Genomic DNA, 22,603 nt, shown 5'->3' with positions numbered 1-22,603 from the left:
ACCAAAATCCAATTATAAATTAACATTCAAACAAATAATAATGTTTAGATTAATTGCTCGCATCCCGGACTATAGTACTGCAAGTTTAATTTATGAAGCTACTACCACAGTAATTTATCGAGCATACTCCAAGGTGAACGGGCACTCAGTTGTCATCAAACTGCTCAAAGCAGAGTATCCTACTGTCAAAGAGATTGCCCAGATAAAGCATGAATACGAAATTATTCAAAACTTGAATATTACAGGTGTAATCAAAGCTCATGAATTAATCAGTTACGACAATGGCTACAGTAATGGTCTAGCACTTATTTTAGAAGATTTTGGTGGAGAATCTTTAAAAGTTCAGATATCTAATACAGGCTTTGAAGTTATAAAATCTCTCAACATTGCTCGTCAAATTACTGAGACTTTGGGAGAGTTACATACCCACCACATTATCCATAAGGATCTTCAGCCGGAAAACATTCTTTATAATCCTAATACCGAAAAAATAAAGTTAATTGACTTCAGTATCGCTTCGCTGCTGTCAAAAGAAAGCCCAGAAATCAGTAGCCTCAACCTCCTAGAAGGAACGCTGGCTTATATGTCGCCAGAGCAAACTGGACGCATTAATCGAACCTTAGATTATCGTACAGATTTTTACTCATTAGGTGTTATTTTTTACGAAATGTTAACGGGTCAGCTCCCCTTCCAGAATGCTCAAGACCCAATAGAGTTGGTGCATTGTCACATTGCGAAAATTCCAGTAGCTCCGCACGAGATTAATCCTAATGTACCACTGGCAATCTCCGCGATCGCTATGAAACTTCTGAGCAAAACTGCTGAAGACCGCTACCAAAGTGCTTACGGCTTAAAGGCTGACCTAGAGCAAGCAGCCATACAACTGCAAATAAAAGGCAGCATTGAGCTTTTTACCTTAGGCCAGCAAGATTTTTCGCATCAATTCCAAATAGCTCAAAAACTTTATGGTCGGGAAGTAGAAGTGGCAGCTTTAATGGCTGCCTTTGAAAAAGTTAGCCTTGGTTCCAGCGAAATTGTGTTAGTAGGAGGATACTCAGGTATTGGCAAATCTTCACTAGTTAACGAAGTTCACAAACCAATTGTGCGGCAACGAGGTTACTTTATCGGTGGCAAATTTGACCAACTCAAGCGAGATATTCCTTATGCTTCTTTGATTCAAGCATTTCGAGAATTAATGCGGCAACTGTTAACTGAAAGCCAAGCCAGAGTTGAGATTTGGAAAAATAAATTACTACGAGCATTGGGAGCTAATGGTCAGGTTATTATTGATGTCATCCCGGAGGTAGAACTGATTATTGGGCAGCAAGCGCCTGTACCGCAGTTGGGGGTTGCTGAGTCTCAAAACCGTTTTAATCGGGTGTTTAAGCAATTTATCCATGTCTTTACTGCTGCTGAACACCCCTTAGTACTGTTTTTAGATGACCTCCAATGGGCAGATGCTGCCTCTGTGAACCTGGTCGAAAATCTGATGACTGACCCAGAAAGTCAGTATCTTTTGCTGATTGGGGCTTACCGAGATAACGAAGTTAGTCCCACCCATCCACTGATGCTAATGCTAGAGGCAATTCAAGCATTTGGGGCAACCGTTGAAGAGTTACTTTTGAAGCCATTAGCAGCACCTCATATTACTCAACTGGTTATTGACACGTTCAATTGCGAATCATCTCAGGCAGAACCTTTAGCTGATTTGCTATTTCAAAAAACCCAAGGTAATCCCTTTTTCTTAACTCAGTTATTAAAAGTATTGCATCAAGATAATCTTTTAACATTTGATTATCGTTCGGGTTTCTGGAAGTGGGATCTCAACAAAATTCAGGAACAAGCCATTACCGATAATGTTGTCGATTTAATGGTGAATAAAATTCAGAGGCTGTCAGAACCGACCCAGCAAGTTTTACAATTAGCTGCTTGTGTTGGCAACCGATTTAATTTAGAAATTCTAGCTGTAGTAAACGAAAAATCTCCATCAGCAACAGCAGTTGATTTATGGGAAGCTTTGCGGGCGGGATTAATTCTTCCCTTAAGCGATACTTACAAAATTCCTCAGTTGTTGAATCAGTCAGAATTGGCAACATATTGCGATACTGCCGTACAAGTTGACTATAAGTTTTTGCACGATCGCGTTCAGCAAGCTGCCTATTCTTTAATTCCAACTGGTCAGCAACAAGAAGTACATCTGAAAATTGGAAAATTACTATTACACAATACTGAGAAAGCCCAGTTAGAAGAACATCTTTTTGATATCGTCAACCATCTCAATGCTGGTAGTTCATTGATTGTGGAACCAGCAGAAAGATATGAACTGGCAGAATTAAATCTAAAAGCAGGCCAGCGAGCAAAATCATCTTCGGCATTTGTAACTGCACTCAAGTTGCTAGAAACAGGTATGAGTTATCTACCTGAAAATAGCTGGCAAGATAATTATTTGCTTACATTAACTTTATATTTGCAAGTTGGAGAAGCAGAATTTTTAAATGGAAAATATGAGGAGGCTTTGCTGGTTTTTGAGCAGACTTTCAACCAGGTTAAAACTACTCTTGATATGTGTCGGGTGAATGAATATCGGATTATGTGTTATCGAATGGAGAATGATTTAAACTCCGCCTATAAAATTGGGCTAAATACCTTAGAGCTTTTAGGCTTGGAGTTTACAGCTTATCCCGATGATGCATATTTGTTAGAAAAACTTAATCATACCAAGGAAGTTATTGGCGATCGCTCAACTTTTAGTCTTGCAGAACTACCGCCAATGGAAGACGAAGAGAAGCTAATGGCTCAACGCATCTTAAAAGAAGTCTGGCCCATTGCCTACTTTTTAGGATCTAAAGCGTTGCACATCACATCGATGAACATAACTCAACTTTCTGTTCAGTATGGCAACTCACCAATTTCGGTATTTGGTTATATGCTGTATTCTTTCAACTTAGTATTTCAATATGGCGAGGTAGATTCGGGTTATGAGTTTGGGAAACTATCTCTGCGATTGCATGAAATTTTAAGAACGAAAGAATTAGAAGCGAATATTTTGAATATGTGGGGAGGTCTAATCTGTCATTACAAAGACCATATTAGCCAGGCAAAACCTTATTTATTGAAGGGATTTAATAGTGGTTTAGAAACAGGCTCTTATCAATGGTCTGGTTATTGTTCAGTTAATTTTTTATGGCAATGCTTATTTGGGAATGAATCTTTAGAAAAAACCGCAGAAGTAGCCAAAGATTTTATTCCTAGCCTCCGCAAAATTGACAGAAATATGTTGAACTACCATCTGCTGGCTATGGAAGCGATCGCTAACCTGACTAAGCCAGCAGGTAAGATTAACGAGCTTATTGGAACTTGGGCAGATGAACGGCAACTGCTAGAGTTTGCACAGGCATCTTCGGATATGTTAACCGCATTTGTAGTTTACATCTATAAACTTGCGCTCTGTAACTGGTATGGAGAGTATACCAAAGCTGTTGAGTATGCAGAGAATGCCGAAAAATTTGTTGGGGGAGCGCGAGGAATTTTTATTAATCCTGTTTTCTACTTTCACCAAAGTATTGCCTTGGCTGGGGCTTATGCGGAGGCAGATACCGCAACTCAAGTTGTTTATCTGGATAAACTAAATGCCAACTTAGAAAAATTCCAGCAATGGGCAATGCACTGCCCAACTAATTATCAACACAAATCCCTGCTGATTCAAGCTGAAATTGCCCGAATTTACCAGCAAGATTATCAGGCAATGGAGCTGTATGACAAGGCGATCGCTTCTGCTGCCGAAAACGGTTATTTACAAAATGAAGCCTTAGCAAACGAACTGGCATTTAGATTTTATTTAGCCAAGGATAGGCAAAACTTTGCCAAAATTTATTTTAAAGAAGCCCGCTATCGCTATCTCAAGTGGGAAGCTGCGGGTAAAGTCGAGCAACTAGACGAACAATATTCCCAACTTTTTACAGATACAGTCGGGGAGGTAACTGGACGGGGTACGGCTACAAAGCAGATTCGAGATAGTTCTGAAGCTAAAACCCAAGCTCTAGATATCAGCACAGCGATTAAAGCGTCTCAAGCACTCTCAAGCGAGATGGAGCTAAGTCGCCTGTTAGAGAAAATGATGACGATCGCGATCGAGAATGCTGGGGCCCAAATGGGTTATCTACTTGTAAAACGGGAGAACCATTGGGTGATTGAAGCCGAAGGAAGTATTGATCGAGATCAAGTGACAGTGCGATCGTCGAGCCTGTTTCAAGTAAAGCATAAACTACCAGCTTTGTTGATTAACTATGTTGAGAGAACAAAAGAAAATTTGGTTTTAGACGATGCTAGCCACACAGAGCGTTTTGCAAGTGACAACTATATTGTTGCCAATCAACCCAAATCAATTTTGTGTTCGCCTTTCGCTCATCAGGGTAAACTAACTGGAGTTCTTTACCTGGAAAATAACCTCACGACCGGAGCCTTTACCGCAGAGCGATTAGAAGTACTGAACTTATTGACTTCGCAAGTTTCCATTTCTATAGAAAATGCTCGGCTCTACACAAATTTGCACATATACTCCCAGGAGTTAGAGATTTCGGAAACACAAGCGCGTGAGAAAGCAAAGCAGCTAGAGCAGACGCTTGATGAATTGAAGCTCACCCAGTCACAGATGGTGCAAAGCGAAAAAATGTCTAGCCTGGGGCAATTGGTAGCAGGCGTTGCTCACGAAATCAATAACCCAGTCAGCTTTATTTACGGCAACCTTACTTACGTGAATAATTATGTCAAAGACTTGATGAGTGTAGTACAACTTTATCAGCAGCAAAACCAGAATTTACCATCTAAAGTTCAGAATGAAATAGATGAATTTGACTTAGATTTTTTGATGGAAGACTTGCCTAAGCTGTTGGCTTCAATGAAAGTGGGAACTGATCGCATTCGCCAGATTGTATTATCTTTGAGAAACTTTTCCCGCCTAGACGAAGCTGGAGTCAAAGCCGTTGATATCCATGAGGGCATTAATAGCACTCTGATGATTTTGCAAAATCGGCTTAAACCCCAACCAGATCATCCAGGAATTCAGGTAATACAGGAGTACGGTAATCTCCCACCTGTAGAATGTTATCCTGGGCAACTGAATCAAGTATTTATGAATTTAATCGCAAATGCGATCGACTCTTTGGAAGAATTTAACGAACATCGAACTTATGCTGATATCGTACGTCAGCCAGGCATCATTACAATCCGTACTACTGTTGAAGGTAATTTTGTTGTCATCCGCATTGCTGACAACGGTTCTGGTATGGACGAAAATGTGCGGCGGCAACTCTTCACACCCTTTTTTACCACCAAACCTGTTGGTAAAGGCACTGGTTTAGGGCTATCTATTAGTTACCAGATTGTGACTAATAAGCATCGAGGAAGGTTGGAATGTGTATCCGTTTTAGGAAAAGGAGCTGAATTTATTGTCTCTATCCCGCTTCAGGCAAGGCTAGAAGCCTGAAAGGATGTTTTAAAAGTAGTTGGCTGTGATTTTAGGCACTTATTGATCCCCCCTAGCCTTAAAAAGGGGGGAACCAGAATCAAAGTCCCCCAATTTATCAGGGGATTTAGGGGGATCTAAAACTTTTGATACCGACAATAGAACTTTTCAAACATCTTCTGAGCGTAGCGTCAATTGTTGCAGTAGAAATATTGTTATCAGGAGTCACGAGTAAAACATACTTTATATCTCAATACAGTTCAGTCAACCCTTGTTTTTCTCCCTGCTCCCAGCCTCTAACAAATAAATTAATGCCTCCACTAAAGCTTGATTTTGTTCATCAGTACCAACAGTAATGCGTAATTTATCATCTAGTCCAGGCTGCTTGAAGTAGCGGATTAAAATTCCCCGTTCCTTCAGTTTTTGATAGAGATATTCTGCGTTTCCTTCTCTTGGCTGTACCAGTAAAAAGTTAGTTTGGGAATCCCAAATATGAAAACCTAATTGTTTTAAGTCTGTTGCTAACTTAGCCCGTGATGCTTTAATCTTTGCTACACAAGCATTTTTATAAGTTTGATCGGTAATAGCAGCCGTGCCAATTGCACAAGCGATCGCATCAATGTTATAGCTATCTTTCACCTTAAACAATCCCTGTAACAGCTTGGGATTTGCCACCCCAAATCCCAGCCGCAACCCTGCCAACGAGTACCCTTTAGAAAGTGTACGAATTATGATGACGTTTTCGTAGTCCTTTACCAAAGCCAATGAATTCTCTTCGGTAAAATCGACATAAGCCTCGTCAATCACTAAAACTCCAGATAACTGGCTGGCTAATTTTCGCAGATCATTTGTTGGTACTATATGCCCTGATGGACTATTAGGCGATGCAATAAATGTCACAGAACCATTTGCAGCAACCAGTTCTTCCAAAGGTAAACTGTAGTCATCGCTGTAAGTAATCTCAATAATTTCCGCAGCTTGCATTTCTGCTAATGTGCGATATAGCACATAAGTTGGCATTGGATAAACTACCTTCTTCCCAGGTTCTGCACAGGCTCTAATTATCACGCTCAACAATTCGTCACTGCCATTTCCTACAATGATCCAATCACTAGGAACCCCTAAAACTTTACTTGCAGCTTGCCGGAACTCCCCCCCGAAAGGTTCTGGATACCGTCGCAACCACTCGCCCTCGATATTCTGTAACACAGCTAGTGCCGCAGGCGAAGGAGGATAGGGATTCTCGTTACTGTTGAGTTTAATGATCTGTGTACCACGTTGAGGCTGCTCACCTGGGACATAACTAGCCATTGCATCTACATTAGAGCGAAAATAGTTGGTCATAGAGCATGAGATATAGAAAAAACAGATTCAATTTTGGATTTTTGATTTTAAATTTTAGATTCTCCTTAAATCAAAAATCCAAAATCTATAATTGGCAGAGTTAGGAGTTCACTATGCAGTCAATCCTTGGTTCAAGGCAAGCAAGCTACGCGTAGTGTTCCGCAGAAAAGGTATTATCTGTTAAGGAATAACTGTTAATCTACCTGATTTTGAGCTTAACCCAGAAGCATTGAGAGGGAGCAGGGGGCAAGGGAAGAAGAATTATTGATTAATGCCCAATAACAAATGACAAATGACAAATGACAAATCATTACCGATATATTATTTTTTACAAACCTTATGGTGTTCTCAGCCAGTTTACAAAAGATGCTCCCACACATAGCACCCTGAAAGATTATATTGATGTACCTAATGTCTATCCTGTAGGACGCTTAGACTGGGATAGTGAAGGTTTGCTGCTGTTAACGAACGATGGACAATTGCAACATCGTCTTGCTCATCCGCGTTTTGGTCATAAACGTACTTACTGGGTACAGGTAGAGCGAATTCCAGATGCAGATGCTATAAAAAGATTGCAAACTGGTGTGGAAATTCAAGATTACCGCACTCAGCCAGCAGAAGTTAGGCTTTTACCACAAGAACCACAATTACCAGAACGCACCCCACCGATTAGATTCCGCAAAAATGTACCGACAGCTTGGTTGGAAATGACATTAACAGAGGGGAAAAACCGCCAAGTACGGCGTATGACCGCGGCTGTAGGGTTTCCGACTTTGCGACTGGTCAGGATCAGCATAGCCCACCTACAATTGGATGACCTACAATTGGGTCAATGGCGCGACCTTACCACATCTGAACTTCAATTTCTGCATAATTTCAGTAAATCAAAAAGTTTTCCTCCAAAGGCGAATGCTCTATAACAACAAACAACAAACCGCAATTGAAGGGATTTATGAAGTCTGTATCGGCATCTCGGAGCCAATCTCTGCAATTCAGTATTGGGAGCAATTTGGCTATCGCATTGGTGAAATGGGTGAATTAACCGCAGATGTAGCCAATCAATTATATGGGGTGAATTCATCTTTACGCTCAATCCGCCTCTACCACCAAAACTCAGATCATGGTTTGATTCGGCTGATGGTTTGGCAAAACCCCACTCATCAAGGTTTGGGAACAGCGTCGATGAAAATTAAAGGAAATCGCTGGGCAACAAGCTTAACTACGGATGTATTAAGTATCTTAAATCATATAGAGAATGCAAAAGCGGCAGGTTTGCCGATTAGGCACTCTAGCCCTTATTGGGAAGTCATCTACAACAAAGAGAGAAAAAGCCGTCCTTTTATTGAGCCAGCAGTTGGCGTGCGAGAAATGCTACTACTGCAACCATTAGCTCGACAGGTTTTATTTCAACGGTTTGGCTATACGCTGCCGCACTATGGACAAGTTAACCATAGTGCTGCACTCAAGACTAGTCAGTTTACCCACATGGGAATCATCGTTCAAGATGACAGCAAAGAAACGCTAAAGTTTTATGAAGAAGTTTTGGGTTTGTTACGTGTGCGTGATGATGTCGAAACTAGCTATGAATCTTCGCCAGCAGGTAAAGATATTTTTGACCTTAACCCTGGTGAAAAATTCATTGTCACTACCTTTGATGATCCTCGTTCTTCTAAATCTGACCTGATGGCTGCACGCAGTGGTAGACTTTATATCATTCGGTTCCCAGAAGAGATAAATTTAGAATCGCGTTTTGAGGCAGCCCAACCCGGTAGCTTGGGTATGTCTTTATATACCTATCGCGTTAAAGGAATACAGGAGTATTGCGATCGCATCAAAGCAAGTACTGTACAAAAAGTTACAGACATCATTAGTAATGAGTTTGGCGAAACAAGTTTTTCCTTCGTTGCGCCAGATGGCTACTTTTGGACTTTGCTAGAAGCTAACTCCAGTGCAGATATACTGGACTGAGAGACTTGCACGCCGTTTTCTTTCCTGAGTTTGTTCTATTGTATTGGTGTCATTACTTTCTCTGCTTTACCTAATATATAGAAATAATACTGTTCACTAAAAATACTTATTTGTTAGGTATAAAAAACTAAATCAATTTTGGATGCCAAGTGAAATTTTCACATGGAATACTAAATGTAAGTATTGAGATGCTAGTTTAAGCAGATACTAATTCTGTATGAATATCCGCCAAACTACTGAATATTTTGAAAATATTCTCGCTTTTGCCATAAAAATAAGTAAATATATTTAAAATACTCTTTTATCTGCTAATATATTACCGATTTACGCTCGTATCAGTATATAGCGCAAAGTTGTGGTAATCTCATAAAGCAAATGACTTTAATATAATCATAATTGGTAAGGATTCAGGTGGCAGAGTATTGACAAGGGGGACACTTGAGGGGGAGTATCACAAATATGAACCAAAACCTGCCTCAAGATTTAGACCGAGAAAGCTTGAACCAGTTATCAAAAGAAGAACTGGTGGAGATAATTATTGAGCAGAGCAAGGTAATACGTGAGTTACAGAAAATCATTTACGAACTACAGCAAGAAGTAGCACGTTTAAAAGTCAGCAGGGATTTAGATAGTTCTAATTCATCGAAACCTCCAGCTGGGGACATCCTGAAAAAAAGCGAAACCAAAAAATCACCGTCTCCAGAAGAATCAAATCAGCCGAAAAAGAGACCAGGCGGACAACCAGGGCATCAGGGAAAAACCCGTAAGGGATTTGGCAGAGTAGATCGTTATGAAATCTTGCGTCCAGAGGATTGTGTTTACTGTGGTCAAAAAGCATTTGCGTCTGTGGCAGTGAAAGTAGAAAAACAGGCTGTAGCACAATTAGTAGAGCGCCCCATTGAAGTAGTGGAGTATCAACGCCATACCTGTGTATGTGAATGCTGTGGTAATTTACAAGCAGCAGATTGGACAGAAGACATTATTCCAGGACAAGATTTAGGAATCTCTTTACAAGCATTTTTAGGATGGGTAAACAATTATGCACACATGCCCTATGAAAAACAGCAAGAAATGTTGTGGGAAGTGGGACAAATTGAAATTAGGTTAGGAACGTTAGTCGCAACTAATGAACGAATTACTCAAGCAATTGAACCGAGCATTATTGAGTTAAGTAATTGGGTAAAACAGACACAACCTAACATCTATGTGGATGAAACACCTTGGTCAGTTAAAGGAGTCAAAGAATGGTTATGGGTAGTTGCCAATTCTGATTTCTGCCTGTTTACTGCGGCTGACACTCGTTCCAGAGCCGAATTAGAAACCATTTTAGGGGCTAAATATGCAGGGGTACTCAGCAGTGACGATTTTAGTGTTTACAATGGCTATCAAGTTGTTGCCCAGCAGAAATGTTTAGCACATCTACGTCGTCACTTCAAAAAACTAATCATACTTCCAGGACTTCACAACCAAGCTATCGGTGAAGCTTTTGTTGATTTAATTGATGAAGCTTTTAGCAGTTATGCTCAATGGTTTAAGACTCTTGATTCAAGTAGTTATAACGATTGGGTCAATCAATTCAAAGCTAAGTTGCACTCCTCACTCAATCAGTGGATTGACAAGGCAGGAGCGACGGCAGGACAGCTTTTACGTTCTTTGCGCGATAAAGCAAATCAATGGTGGTATTTTCTTGACTACCCTGAAGTCCCTCCTGATAACAATCTCGCTGAACGATCGCTGCGTTTAGCTGTCACAAAACGTAAGGTTAGTGGTGGTTCTCGTTCAATGGACAGGTTTAAACACACTGCCCATCTGTTGACAGTGGTGCAAACCTGCCGTCGTCAAGGTAGGTCTGTAATTGATTTTTTTGCACAAGCTCTAATTGCTGACTCTAATAATAGTCTGTCTCGTCCTTCTTTGCTTCCTCAATATTAGACCTGAATCCTTACCATAATTGTACGTTTTTTGATAATAATGTGCAATAAAAAATCTACTTTGCCGTTGAAAAAGGCGAAGTCGAGATTATTTACAAATGTTTGTATATACCTAATCAAGGAGTCATAAATTGAGTAATACATTGTTGAGTAATATATTAGAGAAAAAAAACAAAAATCAACGAGATATTAGATTTGATATTTTGAAAACTATCGGTCTATTTTGTATTATTTTTGCCCATGTTGGCCCTGAAAACAATGTTTTTTTTCATCTTAGACGTTTCGATGTTCCTTTGATGGTTGTTGTATCAGGGGCACTTTATGCCTATTCATCCGGCAACAAGCAAATATCTTTTTGGAGTTATGTAAAAAAAAGATTGCCGCGTTTGATTGCTCCGGTATGGTTATTCCTTATTTTTTACTTTATTGCAACTTATATTATATTTTCTTTTCTGTCTAAACCTTATCCATTTTCTTCCCAAAAAATATTAGAAACCTTTTTATTACTAAAAGGTATTGGTTATGTATGGATAATTCGTGTATTTATTCTAGTGGCACTTTTTGCAAACTTCTCACTATATATATATAGACTTTGTAAATCTGAAGTTAAATTTCTAACTTTACTGTCACTAACTTATTTAGGATATGAGGTTTTACTTATTTTAACTCAACGTTTCGGCTTTTGGAAGCGGATACTTTTCCTCGATGTAATAATCAATGATTATTTATTTTATCTTCTTCCCTACGGATGCTTATTTGGCTTAGGTATGATTATACCCAAGCTTAAGAACAAATCCATATTATTAATATCTGGATTATTTTTAAGCTTATTTCTGTTACAAGCTGTTTATTTTTACCATACATTAGGACATTTTATTTCAAATGAAAATTTTAAGTATCCTGCAAAAAGCTACTATGTTTCTTATGGAGCTTTTATGTCCATGTTAGCATATTTTATAGTTGACAAGTTGTCTGTAAAACACAATTTATTAGAACGAGATAATTTATTGATTAGGTTGATTGTCTTTATCAGTTCATCTTCCTTATGGATATATTTGTGGCATATTTTCTTTGTGTATTACTGGCAAAACTTAATTGCAGAATATCTCCCCGAACTAACTAGCAACTTTACCGTATCTTTTTTAGTAGTTGCATTCGGAGCAATAGCGATTACATATCTTCAAAAACAAGCGGTTTTTCAGGTAATTGCAAAAACGAAAGTTGGTCAAAAAAATTACGGCTTGCTATCTATTTTATTTTTAAAGTAAAAAAATCGGTAGTTGGGACGGAAAGCTCGATACTATCAGATGCCCGTTTTAGCTATTCTAAAATTTCTAAATTAATTTTAGCCATAAGTAATAATAGAACGTAGTTTACCGCCGCAGGCATTGCAATAAACTGGAGCATCCATATATCTGCTTTCTGGGCAGTTGTAATGATTTTTCTTTCTAAGGGTACAAGACTAATAATTAAAAATGGTGCAAGTTAGAAGTAGTGTAAATATCTGAAATTATGGACGCTGCTAAACGCCTTAGTACTCTTAATCGAATCCGCAAACTCAGCCGTTTGATGGATACATCTATACACATCCCTTTAACAGGTTTTCGTATTGGAATAGACCCAATTATCGGTTTGGTTCCAGGTGCTGGTGATTTAATCAGTACAGGGTTTTCAGCTTACATCATATTTTTAGCAACCCGTTTTGGCATCCCACGCCAAGACTTAGCCAAAATGATTTTTAATGTTGGTTTGGAAACAGTCGTTGGTACTGTGCCTTTTGTAGGTGATTTATTTGATGCTTTTTATAAGTCTAATATTCGCAATTTAGCAATTTTGGAGCAACATTTGACAGTGGTTGAACCGGAACTTAAAGAAGTGTCTGATGAACTTGACAAGATTAAGTTCAGTGGAGTTTAAGTTGGTGGTTTATGAAAGTAGGCGATCGCAGTTTGCTATCTTGATTAATTCAGCTTAACTCATTACCTGAACAAATGCGATCGCTTCTACACAGGAACTTTGCACCATTGTCGGGGTATGAGAATTATTGAATGCTGTTTGCGAAGTCGTATTTACCCCCACGTTCAAGGGCGCGTTCGTAAGCAGGCCGTGCATGGATGCGCTCGATAAATTGCTTAATCTTAGGTCGGCTTGAGATGAGTTCGGCTTGCATAGTGACTATTTCCAGAGGAAAGCTCATTTGGATATCGGCGGCAGTAAATTCTTCGCCTACAAACCACGTACTCTTACAAAGTTCACCTTCTATGTAGTCAAAGTGAAGCTTAATCTGGGGTGCGATAAATCCTTCATTTACGCTGCCTCCTGTATCAAAAAGATTGAAGACAAGGTTCATTACCAGGGGTGGCATTGCAGATCCTTCAGCATAATGCAGCCAATACGTATAGCGCAGACGCTCCGGCGTATCGGATGGCGGGATTAGTCGACCATTGCTGTAGCGGCTTACTATGTATTCAATGATAGCTCCCGACTCAGCAATAGTCTCTTCTGCGTCAGTGATCACTGGTGACTTGCCGAGCGGATGGACTTCGCGCAGCGATGCTGGTGCCAGCATCGTTTTCTGGTCGCGTTCGTAGAACTTAATTTCGTATTCGATACCTAATTCTTCAAGCAGCCATAACACGCGCTGCGATCGCGAGTTGTTGAGATGATGGACAACGATCATAATAGCTACTTTTTGTTCTCTGCTTTTGCTCATCTCAAACTATCATCAGTTTCTCCACTCTTCATCTATCTGGTGGTTGTCTTAGGTATCAAAGATGTTGGATATATTTCGTGCTGGCAGTTTTCTGATGATTGAGCTTTGCACAATTGCACTTCCCCTACTTCTCCCCTATCTTTGAGTAAATCTATAGTTGGACTTCTAGATAAAAGTATTAATCTTGGAAGTCTCTAGTTCAAATCTTACATTTTAAGTAATATGTTATACCAAAAACTTCTGTGGATATTACCAATCGCCTCTACACTTAACTTTTTAGTTGCTATACCAAAAGCTCAAGCTAACTGTCCTGCATCTGTTCAGCCGCTTGAGGAAGTGCAACCACAAGTGCAGCAACGTTGGGATGAATTACAGCGCCAACAAACTTACCCTTGGGGCACAACAAAAGTGTATGAACGTTTGCAAGGCGCTCGTATCACCCTAGCTCCAAGTTTCGATCAGCTGCGTGGCTCATACAAACAGGAAGCCCTCAACTTGCTACGACTTGGCAATTACTTGCATAGCGTTTATGCCAGTGATGGCCGCTTGCTCTCGGCAGTGTATGACGCTTGTACACGGTTTGATATGTTAACAGAGAAGGCACGTTATAGCTGGTATTACAACAGTATTGGGCGATCGCTACCCGATAACTTGAAACGTGAAGCTCTGCGGAACGCTGGTCGTCCGTCTTGGCGACAGGTGCGTGTAACCATTAGCGAGGCGCAAGAGCGATCAATCCGCGATTTGTTTTGGAATAAAATGGGCTATAGTCAAGCGAACAATGGGATGTGGATCGCTTGGGTTCCAGAACACGGTTATTTTGAAATTAATGTGCCCAATGGGTACAATATCAAACAATTGGGGCAATTTTGGCGTTCGGCTCCACGTAACTATCGCTACATCGTACTATCAACTGACGGTTCATTAGTATTTGAAAAAGAGGCAGGGGTGCAGGGGGCAGGGAGCAAGGGGGCATTTCTCCTAGCTAATAGCCCCAAACCAAGAGCCTCTTAGTTGAAACGCACTGAAAATTAAGACGAATATAGGGCTGAGAGGTTAGACCCAATACGGTTCGGATAAGCAGGGCAGGCAAGGAATATGTCAAAATGCCTTACGTTCAGCCAGATGCTCAAGGATATCTTGGCGTGAGCGCCAAACTTGTCGCAACTGCTTGCGGGATAACAATTTCAACTGGTCGCCGACATAAGGTGAACCTGGTTGAGTTGCATTACCGTAACTGTTCAGTGTCATCGCTTTTACAGGTTGAGAAAATTCAATTGCAGCAACATATGAATCACCAGCAACAGATTTAAAGCGCCCATCTGACAGTGGGGCAAAATTGAGGACGCGGAAAATGCCTAGATATCCATCACCACCATTTGCAGGCAAATCTATATCACCAGACTGGAGCCGGAAAACATCTCCCCATGCTACATCTAAAGACCCATAAGTTTTTTCCACCTTAGCTGCAACAGTTAAGAGTGTTGTGACTGCACTTTGAGGATTAGCTAAACCATCAGGTGTAGTAAATGGGGAATTCTCACTCCAGGGTTTGCTAAATACACTATCGAGGTCTATCGCGTCAGCCCAAGAAGCGAATAATACTGCACCCCGACTGTCTGCATTTGCTTGCCGATCCCAAGCTGAAAGTACATCAGCACATCGATTAGCTAATTCGCTTTTGTAATTGCGTATAGCCGGAATCAACTCATCCAAAAGGCGATCTGCTAGTTCCATCCGTGTTGATTGTTTATTAGAAATCATTTCAGCTAAAGAGATTTTGTCATCCTCTGCTAGCATCCTGAGGGAACGTTGCGCTCGAAAATATATTGGCCCGCGTGGTGCCATATAAGATGGATAATTATCTGGATTGAGAGCCTGTGGGAAGGTTGTTGTCCAAGGTGGGTCATTTGCATTTTGCAACCAGCCGCTTTTTGGGTCAATTACGCGTGGCAAATCTTCATATGGATGAGTTTTCGTCCATAAGGTTTTAGATGTATCGCCGGGAATTAAACCTTGCCAGTATTCAAAATCGCCTTTTTGACGAATTGGCACTTGACCGTTGAACAGGTGCATGATGTGTCCTTCTCGGTCTGCATACATCACCGTGAACATGGGTAGTTGTAACCGTTCCAGTACAGTTTGAAACTGGGTGAGGTTTTTGGAGCGTGCCATATCCCACCACTGCTCTAGTACACGTGGTTTATCAAGACCTACAACACGCAATGCTACAGTTTTACCGTCTTTGCGCGATATGACAGGCCCGTGGACAGAACTGCGGATTAAAAGTTTTTGTGAAAGCAGTGCCCCGTCTTTTTGTTTGACTTTCAAAGAGAGGGTTTTTGTCTCAAAGGGTCGGACTTGGCCATCAAAGCGATAACCATTGTTGGCTAGTTTTAGTTCGTAGGCATCCCATCCATCAAGAGTATTTACTGTATGAGTCCAACCCAAATTATCGTTGAAGGCGATCGCTAAAACAGGAATACCTACCAGCGTTGCTCCATAAGCATCGATTCCTGGTGCAGTAATCTGTGCTTCATACCACACAAATAAATCAGACCAAGGTAAGTGTGGGTTGGCCAAGAGCATAGCATGACCATTCTCAGTATGTGATGGTGCGATCGCCCAACCGTTAGAGCCTGCTTGTGTCTCCTTCTGACTCACATCTGCAACTTGCTCTGGATTCACAATAAAAGTGAAATTCAGTACCCGCATCTGATGAGCCAGCACGTCTTCGCCTTTAACAGGCAAAACGATCTCAACTTCATCAGCAATCAGATCCTTATGTTCTTGAGCATAAGCATTAATTCCAGCAGCAAAGGCATCAAGATAACCGCGAAACTCTCGACTTTGTGCCAAATACCATGAATGGGAGCGTTCTGGTACTCCCACAGTCTGTACCCACTTATCTGATTCTAGGTACTCATCTCCCCAATATTCCGCAGCACGTCCCCGTGCTTGACCGTAGAGCTGCAAAAGCAGGTTACCATGACTCTGCATCTGGGCCCAACCAAAAGATCGGAAGGCACTTTGGTTATCCTTCGCATAGATATGCGGTACACCATAGGTGTCCCAAAGTATTTCAGTTTTAGTTAATTTAGGTGGGGAACCAAAACTCTGGCTTCCTACAAGCAAAACAAACATCAGAGTGAGTAAGAATGAGAAAACTCTGATGATATAGCGTCCACTGCGAAAACGCTTTAGACCCATAAGACTAAACAACTGTATTTTGCTAATAAGCATTAGGGTTTTAGCACGTTAATAAGAAACCTGAGAAATCTGATTTTATGTGTTTCAAACAGTGCGATCGCTGTTTTTACTGGTTAGAGTTTTAAAACTCCTCCTGACATTATTACTCAATAGTGTCCCTTTCAATTATTTTTATTTTTGCAGCGATCGCTATTAATAGTTAATGCAAATATATTGACATAGCTTACGCAGCCCAGATATACTGAATCGCTTATAAACCAAAATCTATTGAGAATTATTACTTTTATTACTTAACCTGTACTGATTATTTATTGAGAGTGGTGACAAGCAGTCGGTTTATTATTCTGGTTTTCAACCCAAGTTCTCTTTGGTCACTTCATATCTATCTGGCGATGCACTGAGCGTAGTTAAAGTGAGTTATTTTCCCTCCTGCCTCCTGCCTCCAATCCTCAGCAAGAACTACCTTCGTTGATAAAATTTACATATGTTAATATGAACTTTTTGGTTTAAGTACGGTTATTCGGTATGGTTCCCATAAAGACTGTTCTTCAAAATTCAGAGCAAGTCACTCGGTTGTTTTCTCATCTCGAATTCGATGGAAAAAAGCTCAATCATCAACCGGGTAGTGTATTGGGAAGTAGTGCATTAATTGTGGGAACCACCATCGGGGCTGGGATTCTTGCCTTACCAGCGGTTACTCTGCCATCTGGGATTGTACCATCCACATCTGGGCTAATTGCTGTTTGGCTCTACGCTTTAGTTTCAGGGTTATTGGTTGCAGAGGTAACCTTAAATACGATGCGAACAGAAGGGCGTACAAATATAGGTTTTTTGGGAGTTGTTGAGAAAATCCTTGGTAAGGTGGGAGGGCGACTTACAGGCGGGGTATATTTATTCATGCACTATGCCCTCTTAGTAGCATACATTACCGAAGGTGGAGATATTTTAGAATCTGCAACGGCAAAAATCTGGAGTGTGGAGATATTGCCTTCGTGGGTGGGGACAATGGCTTTCACGCTCTTTTTTGGTGGCATTATGTATCTTGGGCGAGAAAAGTTTATTGAGAAATTAAACAGCGCCTTTGTCGGAATTGTCATCGTTTCCTTCTTGGGACTATTATTGTTGGCAGGAGGACACATTCAGATTACCCAACTGTTATTTCAGAACTGGAGTGCCCTTGGTAGTGCCATTTCTGTGATGTCTGTGGGGCTATTTTTCCAAAATGTTGTGCCTCTAGTTGTGACGCAACTCGAAGGTGATGCCCACAAAATTCGTCAGTCTATCTTTATTGGTTCTGTGATTCCTCTAATTATGTTCTTGGCATGGAATACCGTAATTTTAGGAAGCATCAGTCCTGATATGCTACGTGCCACATCTAACGGTAAAATCATTTTTGACCCACTGCAAGTTCTCCGAGCAGGTGGTGCGGGGGAATGGTTAGGAGTGCTAGTATCCATTTTTTCAGAGTTTGCGATCGCTACATCATTCATTGGATTTGTGTACGGCTTGCTGGATTTATTTAAAGATATTTTCCTCATTGCACAGCGCAAACTTTCTAGTCGCCTCCCCCTCTATTCGCTGGCTATTTTACCTCCAATGACTCTTGGAACGCTCAATCCCAGCATCTTTTTTACTGCTCTAGATTACACTGGAACATTTAGTATCTCAGTTTTAGGTGGAATTATTCCGGTGCTAATGAGTTGGAAGCAACGTCAAGAACAAGACAACTCAGATGGCATAAATCAACCACTCGTTCCTGGTGGGAAGGTGACGCTCATTGTCATGCTTGGAGTAGCATTAGCCATGATGGTAAGACCAATTGTGTCAATTTACACAAACTAAAACCATCAATAAAAGTTATAATGTATTATACTATAATACATAAGTAAGATAATAAATTTTTTTCGCTCCCCTTAAAAACGAAGTATGTACCAAAAAACAATGACTACTTCATCAAATGAATGATTCTCGGCTGGTCAAAATCAGCAAATATCTCAGCAAATATTTGCGACACACACCGGATGCAATTGGAATTAAACTTACCCTCAATGGCTGGGTTGCTGTTGATGAACTACTTATCGCTTGTGCTAAAAATAAGTTTCCGATTACCCGTCAAGAATTAGAAACGGTAGTTGAATACAACGATAAACAACGCTTTTCTTTTGATTCTACAGGTACTCTGATTCGTGCGAACCAAGGACATAGTGTAAAAGTCGATTTACAATTGGAAGCTGTTGTTCCCCCAGATGAGCTTTATCACGGCACGGCGCGTAAATCTGTAGAGTCAATTCTGCAAACAGGACTTTGCAAAATGTCACGCCATCATGTCCATTTGTCGAAGGATATTGCAACAGCAAAAGCTGTTGGTGCAAGATATGGAAAAGCAGTAGTTTTTGCTGTATATGCTGCGGCAATGCATCAGGCTGGTTACACTTTCTATTGTTCTGCTAATGGTGTTTGGTTAGTGGATAATGTGCCACCTGAGTATCTACAAAAAATTTGAATTTTAACTGGTCGCGGCGAGGAGTCCCCCACCATACCCTATGTTCGTGGCGGGAGGAACGCCGCTCCGGTACTAGGAACTAGGGACTGGGGACTGGGGACTGAAGACTGGGAAACATCCCAAATTTTTTGGGATGGGTCAGAGCAACTTCCATAATTTTTCGTTTTATAACCCAATAAATAGTCCCTTTTACTTAGCTCACTGCGGGCGCAGATGGCAAATTTTGCACCCTCACAGGCAAATTGCCTCGCTGTAGCTCTGCCTAAACCTTTATTAGCAGCTGTCACTAAGCAATTTTGCCACGGAGTTGCAAATCCATAATCTTGATTTTTCTTATTTAGAGTAACTTGAAACCGAGGTGATGAAGAGCTTCACGTAAGCGATCGCGTCCTCTCAGTGAATCTACGGTTGCAATCCGTTGGGCTGAGTGTTCTGACCAATCACCAGGGATATTCATCTTTTGTTCAGTATAGAATTCTTTGATGATGTCGTTGTAATGAGCGATCGCTTCTTGTTGATCTGCCAATTTATAAGTTTCGTGGTGCAGCACAGCTGATTGTGGCAAACGTGGCTTAATCGCTGCTTCTACCTCTGGATTTGCATAGCCGACACACAGCCCAAATACAGCATACACAGAGGAGGGCAAATTCAAAATATCTGCTACCTGCTGCGGGTGGTTGCGAATTCCACCGATATATACTGTACCTAAACCGAGTGACTCGGCTGCAACTGTTGCATTTTGCGCCGCCAATGCTGCATCAACTGTTGCCATCACAAACATTTCCAAGTATTCCAGCGCATCGTGAGATATGCCACGACTGTCAGCAACGGAACTTAGACGCGCCAAATCTGCTAACCAAACCAAAAATAAAGGAACCTGCTTAATATGTGCTTGGTTCCCCGCTAACTTGGATAACTCCTCCTTGCGTTCTTGATCTTCAACTGCTACCACACTCCAGGTTTGCAAATTAGAGGAAGTAGATGCAGATTGGGCGGCTGCAATTAGCAACTCCAGAGTTCCTGGTGGTAGAGGATCGGATAAATAAGACCGAATTGAACGGTGAGATAATAGTGCTGTTAGAGAATCATTCCATTCAATTTCGGGATTGAAGGGAATTTCACCGTAGCGCGATCGCAGCAGTTCTGTATAATTAGTCATAGTAAATTGATTTATGTTTATCAATACTTTTTTGCCTATTATCCCAGTGCTAAAAACACAGTACTAATTCAGCAAATCAGGTTCTTCGCGCACAATTCTGTCATAAAGGGGCTGGAAACCGAACCACCCACTTGTATGCGACCCCACTTGAGTTTGTGTTAAACGGGCTGTTTCGTGTTTGATAGTAGTAGGTCTACCCGCAGCTTCTGCCAGTAATTGGGCTTGGCACGATCGCTCTAAGTTAATGTACCAAAAGGCAGCTTCATCTACCGTATGTCCCACAGTTAAAATGCTGTGGTTACGCAGGATTATGGCTTTGTTTGTCCCCAAAGTTTCCGCCAGTCGCTGACTTTCAGAAGTTTCTAAAACAACACCTGTGAAATCATCAAATAGGGCATGGTCTTCGTAAAAAGCACAAGAATCTTGAGTCAAAGGGTCAAGGAGACGCCCTAAACTAGACCAGGCTTTACCATAAATTGAATGGGCATGAGCCGCCGCAATCACATCAGGACGAGCTTCATGAATCTGAGAATGGATGGCGAAAGCAGCTCGATTCACTTCAGCATCACCTTTAACTACCTCGCCTTCTCTGTTAACTAACAGCAAGTCAGAAACTCGGATGTGACCGAAGTATGTTCCTAATGGATTCACCCAGAAATGGTCTGTAAACTCTGGATCACGAGCTGTAATATGGCCGGCGATTCCCTCACTGAAACCAAACTTACCGAATAGGCGAAAAGCTGCGGCTAGGCGTTGCTTGCGGTGCAGACGTTCGTCTTCAACTCGTTCAAATACAGGGGGTTTTGGTCTAGGGTACTTGGGCATATTCTTTTTCTTCTTTCTCTTTGCAGGAGCGTTGGAATATCCACGAAAGGATTTGAGGCTATGAGATTCTGGGATGACCTAGTAACGCAAGATGCAACCAATATCATTATCCAGAAGATGGATGGATACAAATGCGCTCTGGGATGTGGTTTTGACGGCGTGGATATCACCATCTGGGGGTAACAGGCGGTAAATATCCCCTGTTTGAAGCGATGGCTAGGTTGGGCTACGCCTACACACTTCAGTTATTTGTAATTGTGCGTGTCCCTGTGCATCGCCGTTATCTACACGGCGATAGACTGTTTATTCATAATTCCTCCGTTTGGGAGGCGACTAAGATTAATATCAAATTTTTTTATCTTTGCCGACAATAATATTAGTAGTTTTAACACCGGGGTGAATCTTGAAGCCAAGTTGCTCAAGTGTGAGATGAGAAAGGGACTCCTTCAGAATTATAGTAAAGGGATATCGCTGGAAGACAGTAGCTTTACCTTGTGATAATAGCAGCCTAGCACAGCTGATGCGTACTGGATACAACGGTTGTTGGTTAGCATCGAGAATCAATACTTTACTCATGTAATTTTGAATTTTAGATTTACGATAGCGAGTCGGCAGAATGGCAGGCTGTGCCAAGAAAGCTTTAAGAGCAGGAGTATGAGTTTTTTTGGATTGTCCCCATACAATAAGACACTGAAGGAATTGACTAAGCGTTGTGGCAATACAAATAAGAATTTTTTAAAACTGATTCAGCAACTTTTTTATTACTCCTTTGATTAAAGGAAAGATAAGAATGAGAGTCTATAGGTAAACTCCAGGACTCTTGCCTTTACCGCTCATTAAGGATTTTTAAGGAATAAATCATCCAATTTTGTGCAGTAATTTCATAAGCATTACTTGGATATTTTTTATTGGGAAGTCTTTTAGCCGCGATATTAATTCCTTTATGTACGGTAAGTCAGTCGACTAACCGTTTAATGACTACAAGCAGAAATTATCACATACAAATTTAAAAATCAAGTCGATTGTCACGAGTTCCAGGTGGAAGCAATGTTTTTAAATAGTGCAGATCAGTAAACCAAAAAGTTTTTCCCAAAGAGCGATCGCTAATTAAGTATACTTAGCTCAAAGTGCTATAAATTACTTAATATATAATTAATGCTTATATTTATTGAAAGGGTTAAAAAAATGAAATGATCAGAGTAATGTGTAGTATATTGACTAAAAAAAATGAGCGTTTCATCATCAGAACTAGCTTTAACAGATTCAGAAACTCTTGATGAGGTTATTGAGTGCTTAGTAGAAAATTTTTCCATTGAAACTTAGGGGGTATGTGACCAGCAAACGTTGTTTGAAATTTTAACTTATGCTGCCAGTAGTGGAGATAGTATTGAGAATACAGCCAAATTATTAAAGAACGTTCCGACAGCTAATGATATTAGATATCATCTCAATAAAATCAACAATTTTGAGGAATTAGAGGCGCAAA

General features: G+C 40.8%; 16 protein-coding genes. 10 read left to right on the top strand and 6 right to left on the bottom strand.

The genetic code is table 11. The annotated features are described in order from the left end of the window. Nucleotides 1–40: 40 nt before the first annotated feature. Nucleotides 41–5,485, top strand: coding sequence for an ATP-binding sensor histidine kinase (locus H6G96_RS35925; protein ID WP_190918680.1), 5,445 nt, complete (start codon nucleotides 41–43; stop codon nucleotides 5,483–5,485). A gap of 243 nt (nucleotides 5,486–5,728) precedes the next feature. Here the strand turns inward: H6G96_RS35925 and hisC are convergent, their stop codons facing one another. After that, nucleotides 5,729–6,808: a histidinol-phosphate transaminase gene (hisC, locus tag H6G96_RS35920; RefSeq protein ID WP_190918677.1), complete on the bottom strand. Its 1,080-nt coding sequence runs from the start codon at nucleotides 6,806–6,808 to the stop codon at nucleotides 5,729–5,731. Nucleotides 6,809–7,107: 299 nt separating this feature from the next. Here hisC and H6G96_RS35915 point away from each other — a divergent pair, with 299 nt between their 5' ends. The 5 genes from H6G96_RS35915 (at nucleotide 7,108) to H6G96_RS35895 (ending at nucleotide 12,624) form a co-directional block, all read left to right on the top strand. Continuing rightward, nucleotides 7,108–7,728 (top strand): rRNA large subunit pseudouridine synthase E, encoded by a 621-nt coding sequence (locus H6G96_RS35915; RefSeq protein ID WP_190732906.1) that lies wholly within the window; start codon nucleotides 7,108–7,110, stop codon nucleotides 7,726–7,728. Then, the gene (locus H6G96_RS35910) at nucleotides 7,718–8,776 is read left to right on the top strand and encodes a VOC family protein (RefSeq protein WP_190918676.1); all 1,059 of its coding nucleotides are present in this window, start codon (nucleotides 7,718–7,720) and stop codon (nucleotides 8,774–8,776) included. The genes H6G96_RS35915 and H6G96_RS35910 overlap by 11 nt, the downstream gene beginning before the upstream one ends. A 459-nt stretch (nucleotides 8,777–9,235) precedes the next feature. After that, nucleotides 9,236–10,708 (top strand): IS66 family transposase, encoded by a 1,473-nt coding sequence (locus H6G96_RS35905; RefSeq protein ID WP_190918674.1) that lies wholly within the window; start codon nucleotides 9,236–9,238, stop codon nucleotides 10,706–10,708. Between the two features lie 130 nt (nucleotides 10,709–10,838). Then, on the top strand, nucleotides 10,839–11,975 hold the full coding sequence (locus H6G96_RS35900; protein ID WP_242063557.1) for an acyltransferase: 1,137 nt from the start codon (nucleotides 10,839–10,841) through the stop codon (nucleotides 11,973–11,975). Nucleotides 11,976–12,219: 244 nt separating this feature from the next. Continuing rightward, nucleotides 12,220–12,624 (top strand): DUF4112 domain-containing protein, encoded by a 405-nt coding sequence (locus tag H6G96_RS35895; RefSeq protein ID WP_190918672.1) that lies wholly within the window; start codon nucleotides 12,220–12,222, stop codon nucleotides 12,622–12,624. Between the two features lie 124 nt (nucleotides 12,625–12,748). On the opposite strand, the gene H6G96_RS35890 is transcribed toward H6G96_RS35895, so the two are convergent. Continuing rightward, nucleotides 12,749–13,420 carry a glutathione S-transferase gene (locus H6G96_RS35890; protein ID WP_242063556.1) on the bottom strand — a complete coding sequence of 224 codons (672 nt, stop codon included), beginning with the start codon at nucleotides 13,418–13,420 and terminating at the stop codon, nucleotides 12,749–12,751. A gap of 222 nt (nucleotides 13,421–13,642) precedes the next feature. Between H6G96_RS35890 and H6G96_RS35885 the strand changes: the two genes are divergently transcribed. After that, the gene (locus tag H6G96_RS35885) at nucleotides 13,643–14,434 is read left to right on the top strand and encodes a hypothetical protein (RefSeq protein WP_190918670.1); all 792 of its coding nucleotides are present in this window, start codon (nucleotides 13,643–13,645) and stop codon (nucleotides 14,432–14,434) included. Between the two features lie 87 nt (nucleotides 14,435–14,521). Here H6G96_RS35885 and H6G96_RS35880 read toward each other — a convergent pair whose 3' ends face one another. Then, complete coding sequence (locus H6G96_RS35880) at nucleotides 14,522–16,630, bottom strand: acylase (RefSeq protein ID WP_242063555.1); 2,109 nt, start codon at nucleotides 16,628–16,630, stop codon at nucleotides 14,522–14,524. Between the two features lie 525 nt (nucleotides 16,631–17,155). On the opposite strand from H6G96_RS35880, the gene H6G96_RS35875 reads away from it, so the two are divergent. Both H6G96_RS35875 and H6G96_RS35870 read left to right on the top strand, forming a co-directional pair. Then, nucleotides 17,156–18,472, top strand: a complete 1,317-nt coding sequence (locus tag H6G96_RS35875; protein ID WP_190918666.1) for an aromatic amino acid transport family protein — start codon at nucleotides 17,156–17,158, stop codon at nucleotides 18,470–18,472. 115 nt (nucleotides 18,473–18,587) lie between these two features. After that, entirely contained in the window at nucleotides 18,588–19,133 is a 546-nt protein-coding gene (locus tag H6G96_RS35870) for an RNA 2'-phosphotransferase (protein ID WP_190918664.1), read from the top strand. A gap of 337 nt (nucleotides 19,134–19,470) precedes the next feature. Here the strand turns inward: H6G96_RS35870 and H6G96_RS35865 are convergent, their stop codons facing one another. Further along, the gene (locus H6G96_RS35865) at nucleotides 19,471–20,292 is read right to left on the bottom strand and encodes an NADPH-dependent oxidoreductase (protein ID WP_190918662.1); all 822 of its coding nucleotides are present in this window, start codon (nucleotides 20,290–20,292) and stop codon (nucleotides 19,471–19,473) included. Nucleotides 20,293–20,355: 63 nt separating this feature from the next. Next, complete coding sequence (locus H6G96_RS35860) at nucleotides 20,356–21,117, bottom strand: class II aldolase/adducin family protein (RefSeq protein ID WP_190918660.1); 762 nt, start codon at nucleotides 21,115–21,117, stop codon at nucleotides 20,356–20,358. 60 nt (nucleotides 21,118–21,177) lie between these two features. On the opposite strand from H6G96_RS35860, the gene H6G96_RS42650 reads away from it, so the two are divergent. Further along, nucleotides 21,178–21,300 (top strand): hypothetical protein, encoded by a 123-nt coding sequence (locus H6G96_RS42650; RefSeq protein ID WP_277933050.1) that lies wholly within the window; start codon nucleotides 21,178–21,180, stop codon nucleotides 21,298–21,300. Between the two features lie 162 nt (nucleotides 21,301–21,462). Here H6G96_RS42650 and H6G96_RS35855 read toward each other — a convergent pair whose 3' ends face one another. Then, the gene (locus tag H6G96_RS35855) at nucleotides 21,463–21,693 is read right to left on the bottom strand and encodes an RRXRR domain-containing protein (RefSeq protein ID WP_190918691.1); all 231 of its coding nucleotides are present in this window, start codon (nucleotides 21,691–21,693) and stop codon (nucleotides 21,463–21,465) included. Nucleotides 21,694–22,603 lie beyond the last annotated feature (910 nt).

The sequence above is a fragment of the Nostoc sp. FACHB-892 genome (assembly GCF_014698795.1).
Lineage (GTDB): Bacteria > Cyanobacteriota > Cyanobacteriia > Cyanobacteriales > Nostocaceae > Nostoc.
Note: the sequence above shows the minus strand (reverse complement) of the source record. Positions and strands in the feature narration are given on the sequence as shown.

Excerpts from the sequence above, each read along its gene's own strand:
- H6G96_RS35885 (WP_190918670.1), top strand. The coding sequence starts at position 13,643 with ATGTTATACCAAAAACTTCTGTGGATATTACCAATCGCCTCTACACTT.
- H6G96_RS35875 (WP_190918666.1), top strand. The coding sequence starts at position 17,156 with ATGGTTCCCATAAAGACTGTTCTTCAAAATTCAGAGCAAGTCACTCGG.
- H6G96_RS35925 (WP_190918680.1), top strand. The coding sequence starts at position 41 with ATGTTTAGATTAATTGCTCGCATCCCGGACTATAGTACTGCAAGTTTA.
- H6G96_RS35895 (WP_190918672.1), top strand. The coding sequence starts at position 12,220 with ATGGACGCTGCTAAACGCCTTAGTACTCTTAATCGAATCCGCAAACTC.
- H6G96_RS35870 (WP_190918664.1), top strand. The coding sequence starts at position 18,588 with ATGAATGATTCTCGGCTGGTCAAAATCAGCAAATATCTCAGCAAATAT.
- hisC (WP_190918677.1), bottom strand. The coding sequence starts at position 6,808 with ATGACCAACTATTTTCGCTCTAATGTAGATGCAATGGCTAGTTATGTC.
- H6G96_RS35890 (WP_242063556.1), bottom strand. The coding sequence starts at position 13,420 with ATGAGCAAAAGCAGAGAACAAAAAGTAGCTATTATGATCGTTGTCCAT.
- H6G96_RS35880 (WP_242063555.1), bottom strand. The coding sequence starts at position 16,630 with ATGGGTCTAAAGCGTTTTCGCAGTGGACGCTATATCATCAGAGTTTTC.
- H6G96_RS35865 (WP_190918662.1), bottom strand. The coding sequence starts at position 20,292 with ATGACTAATTATACAGAACTGCTGCGATCGCGCTACGGTGAAATTCCC.
- H6G96_RS35915 (WP_190732906.1), top strand. The coding sequence starts at position 7,108 with ATGACAAATCATTACCGATATATTATTTTTTACAAACCTTATGGTGTT.
- H6G96_RS35910 (WP_190918676.1), top strand. The coding sequence starts at position 7,718 with ATGCTCTATAACAACAAACAACAAACCGCAATTGAAGGGATTTATGAA.
- H6G96_RS35855 (WP_190918691.1), bottom strand. The coding sequence starts at position 21,693 with ATGAGTAAAGTATTGATTCTCGATGCTAACCAACAACCGTTGTATCCA.
- H6G96_RS42650 (WP_277933050.1), top strand. The coding sequence starts at position 21,178 with ATGAGATTCTGGGATGACCTAGTAACGCAAGATGCAACCAATATCATT.
- H6G96_RS35860 (WP_190918660.1), bottom strand. The coding sequence starts at position 21,117 with ATGCCCAAGTACCCTAGACCAAAACCCCCTGTATTTGAACGAGTTGAA.
- H6G96_RS35905 (WP_190918674.1), top strand. The coding sequence starts at position 9,236 with ATGAACCAAAACCTGCCTCAAGATTTAGACCGAGAAAGCTTGAACCAG.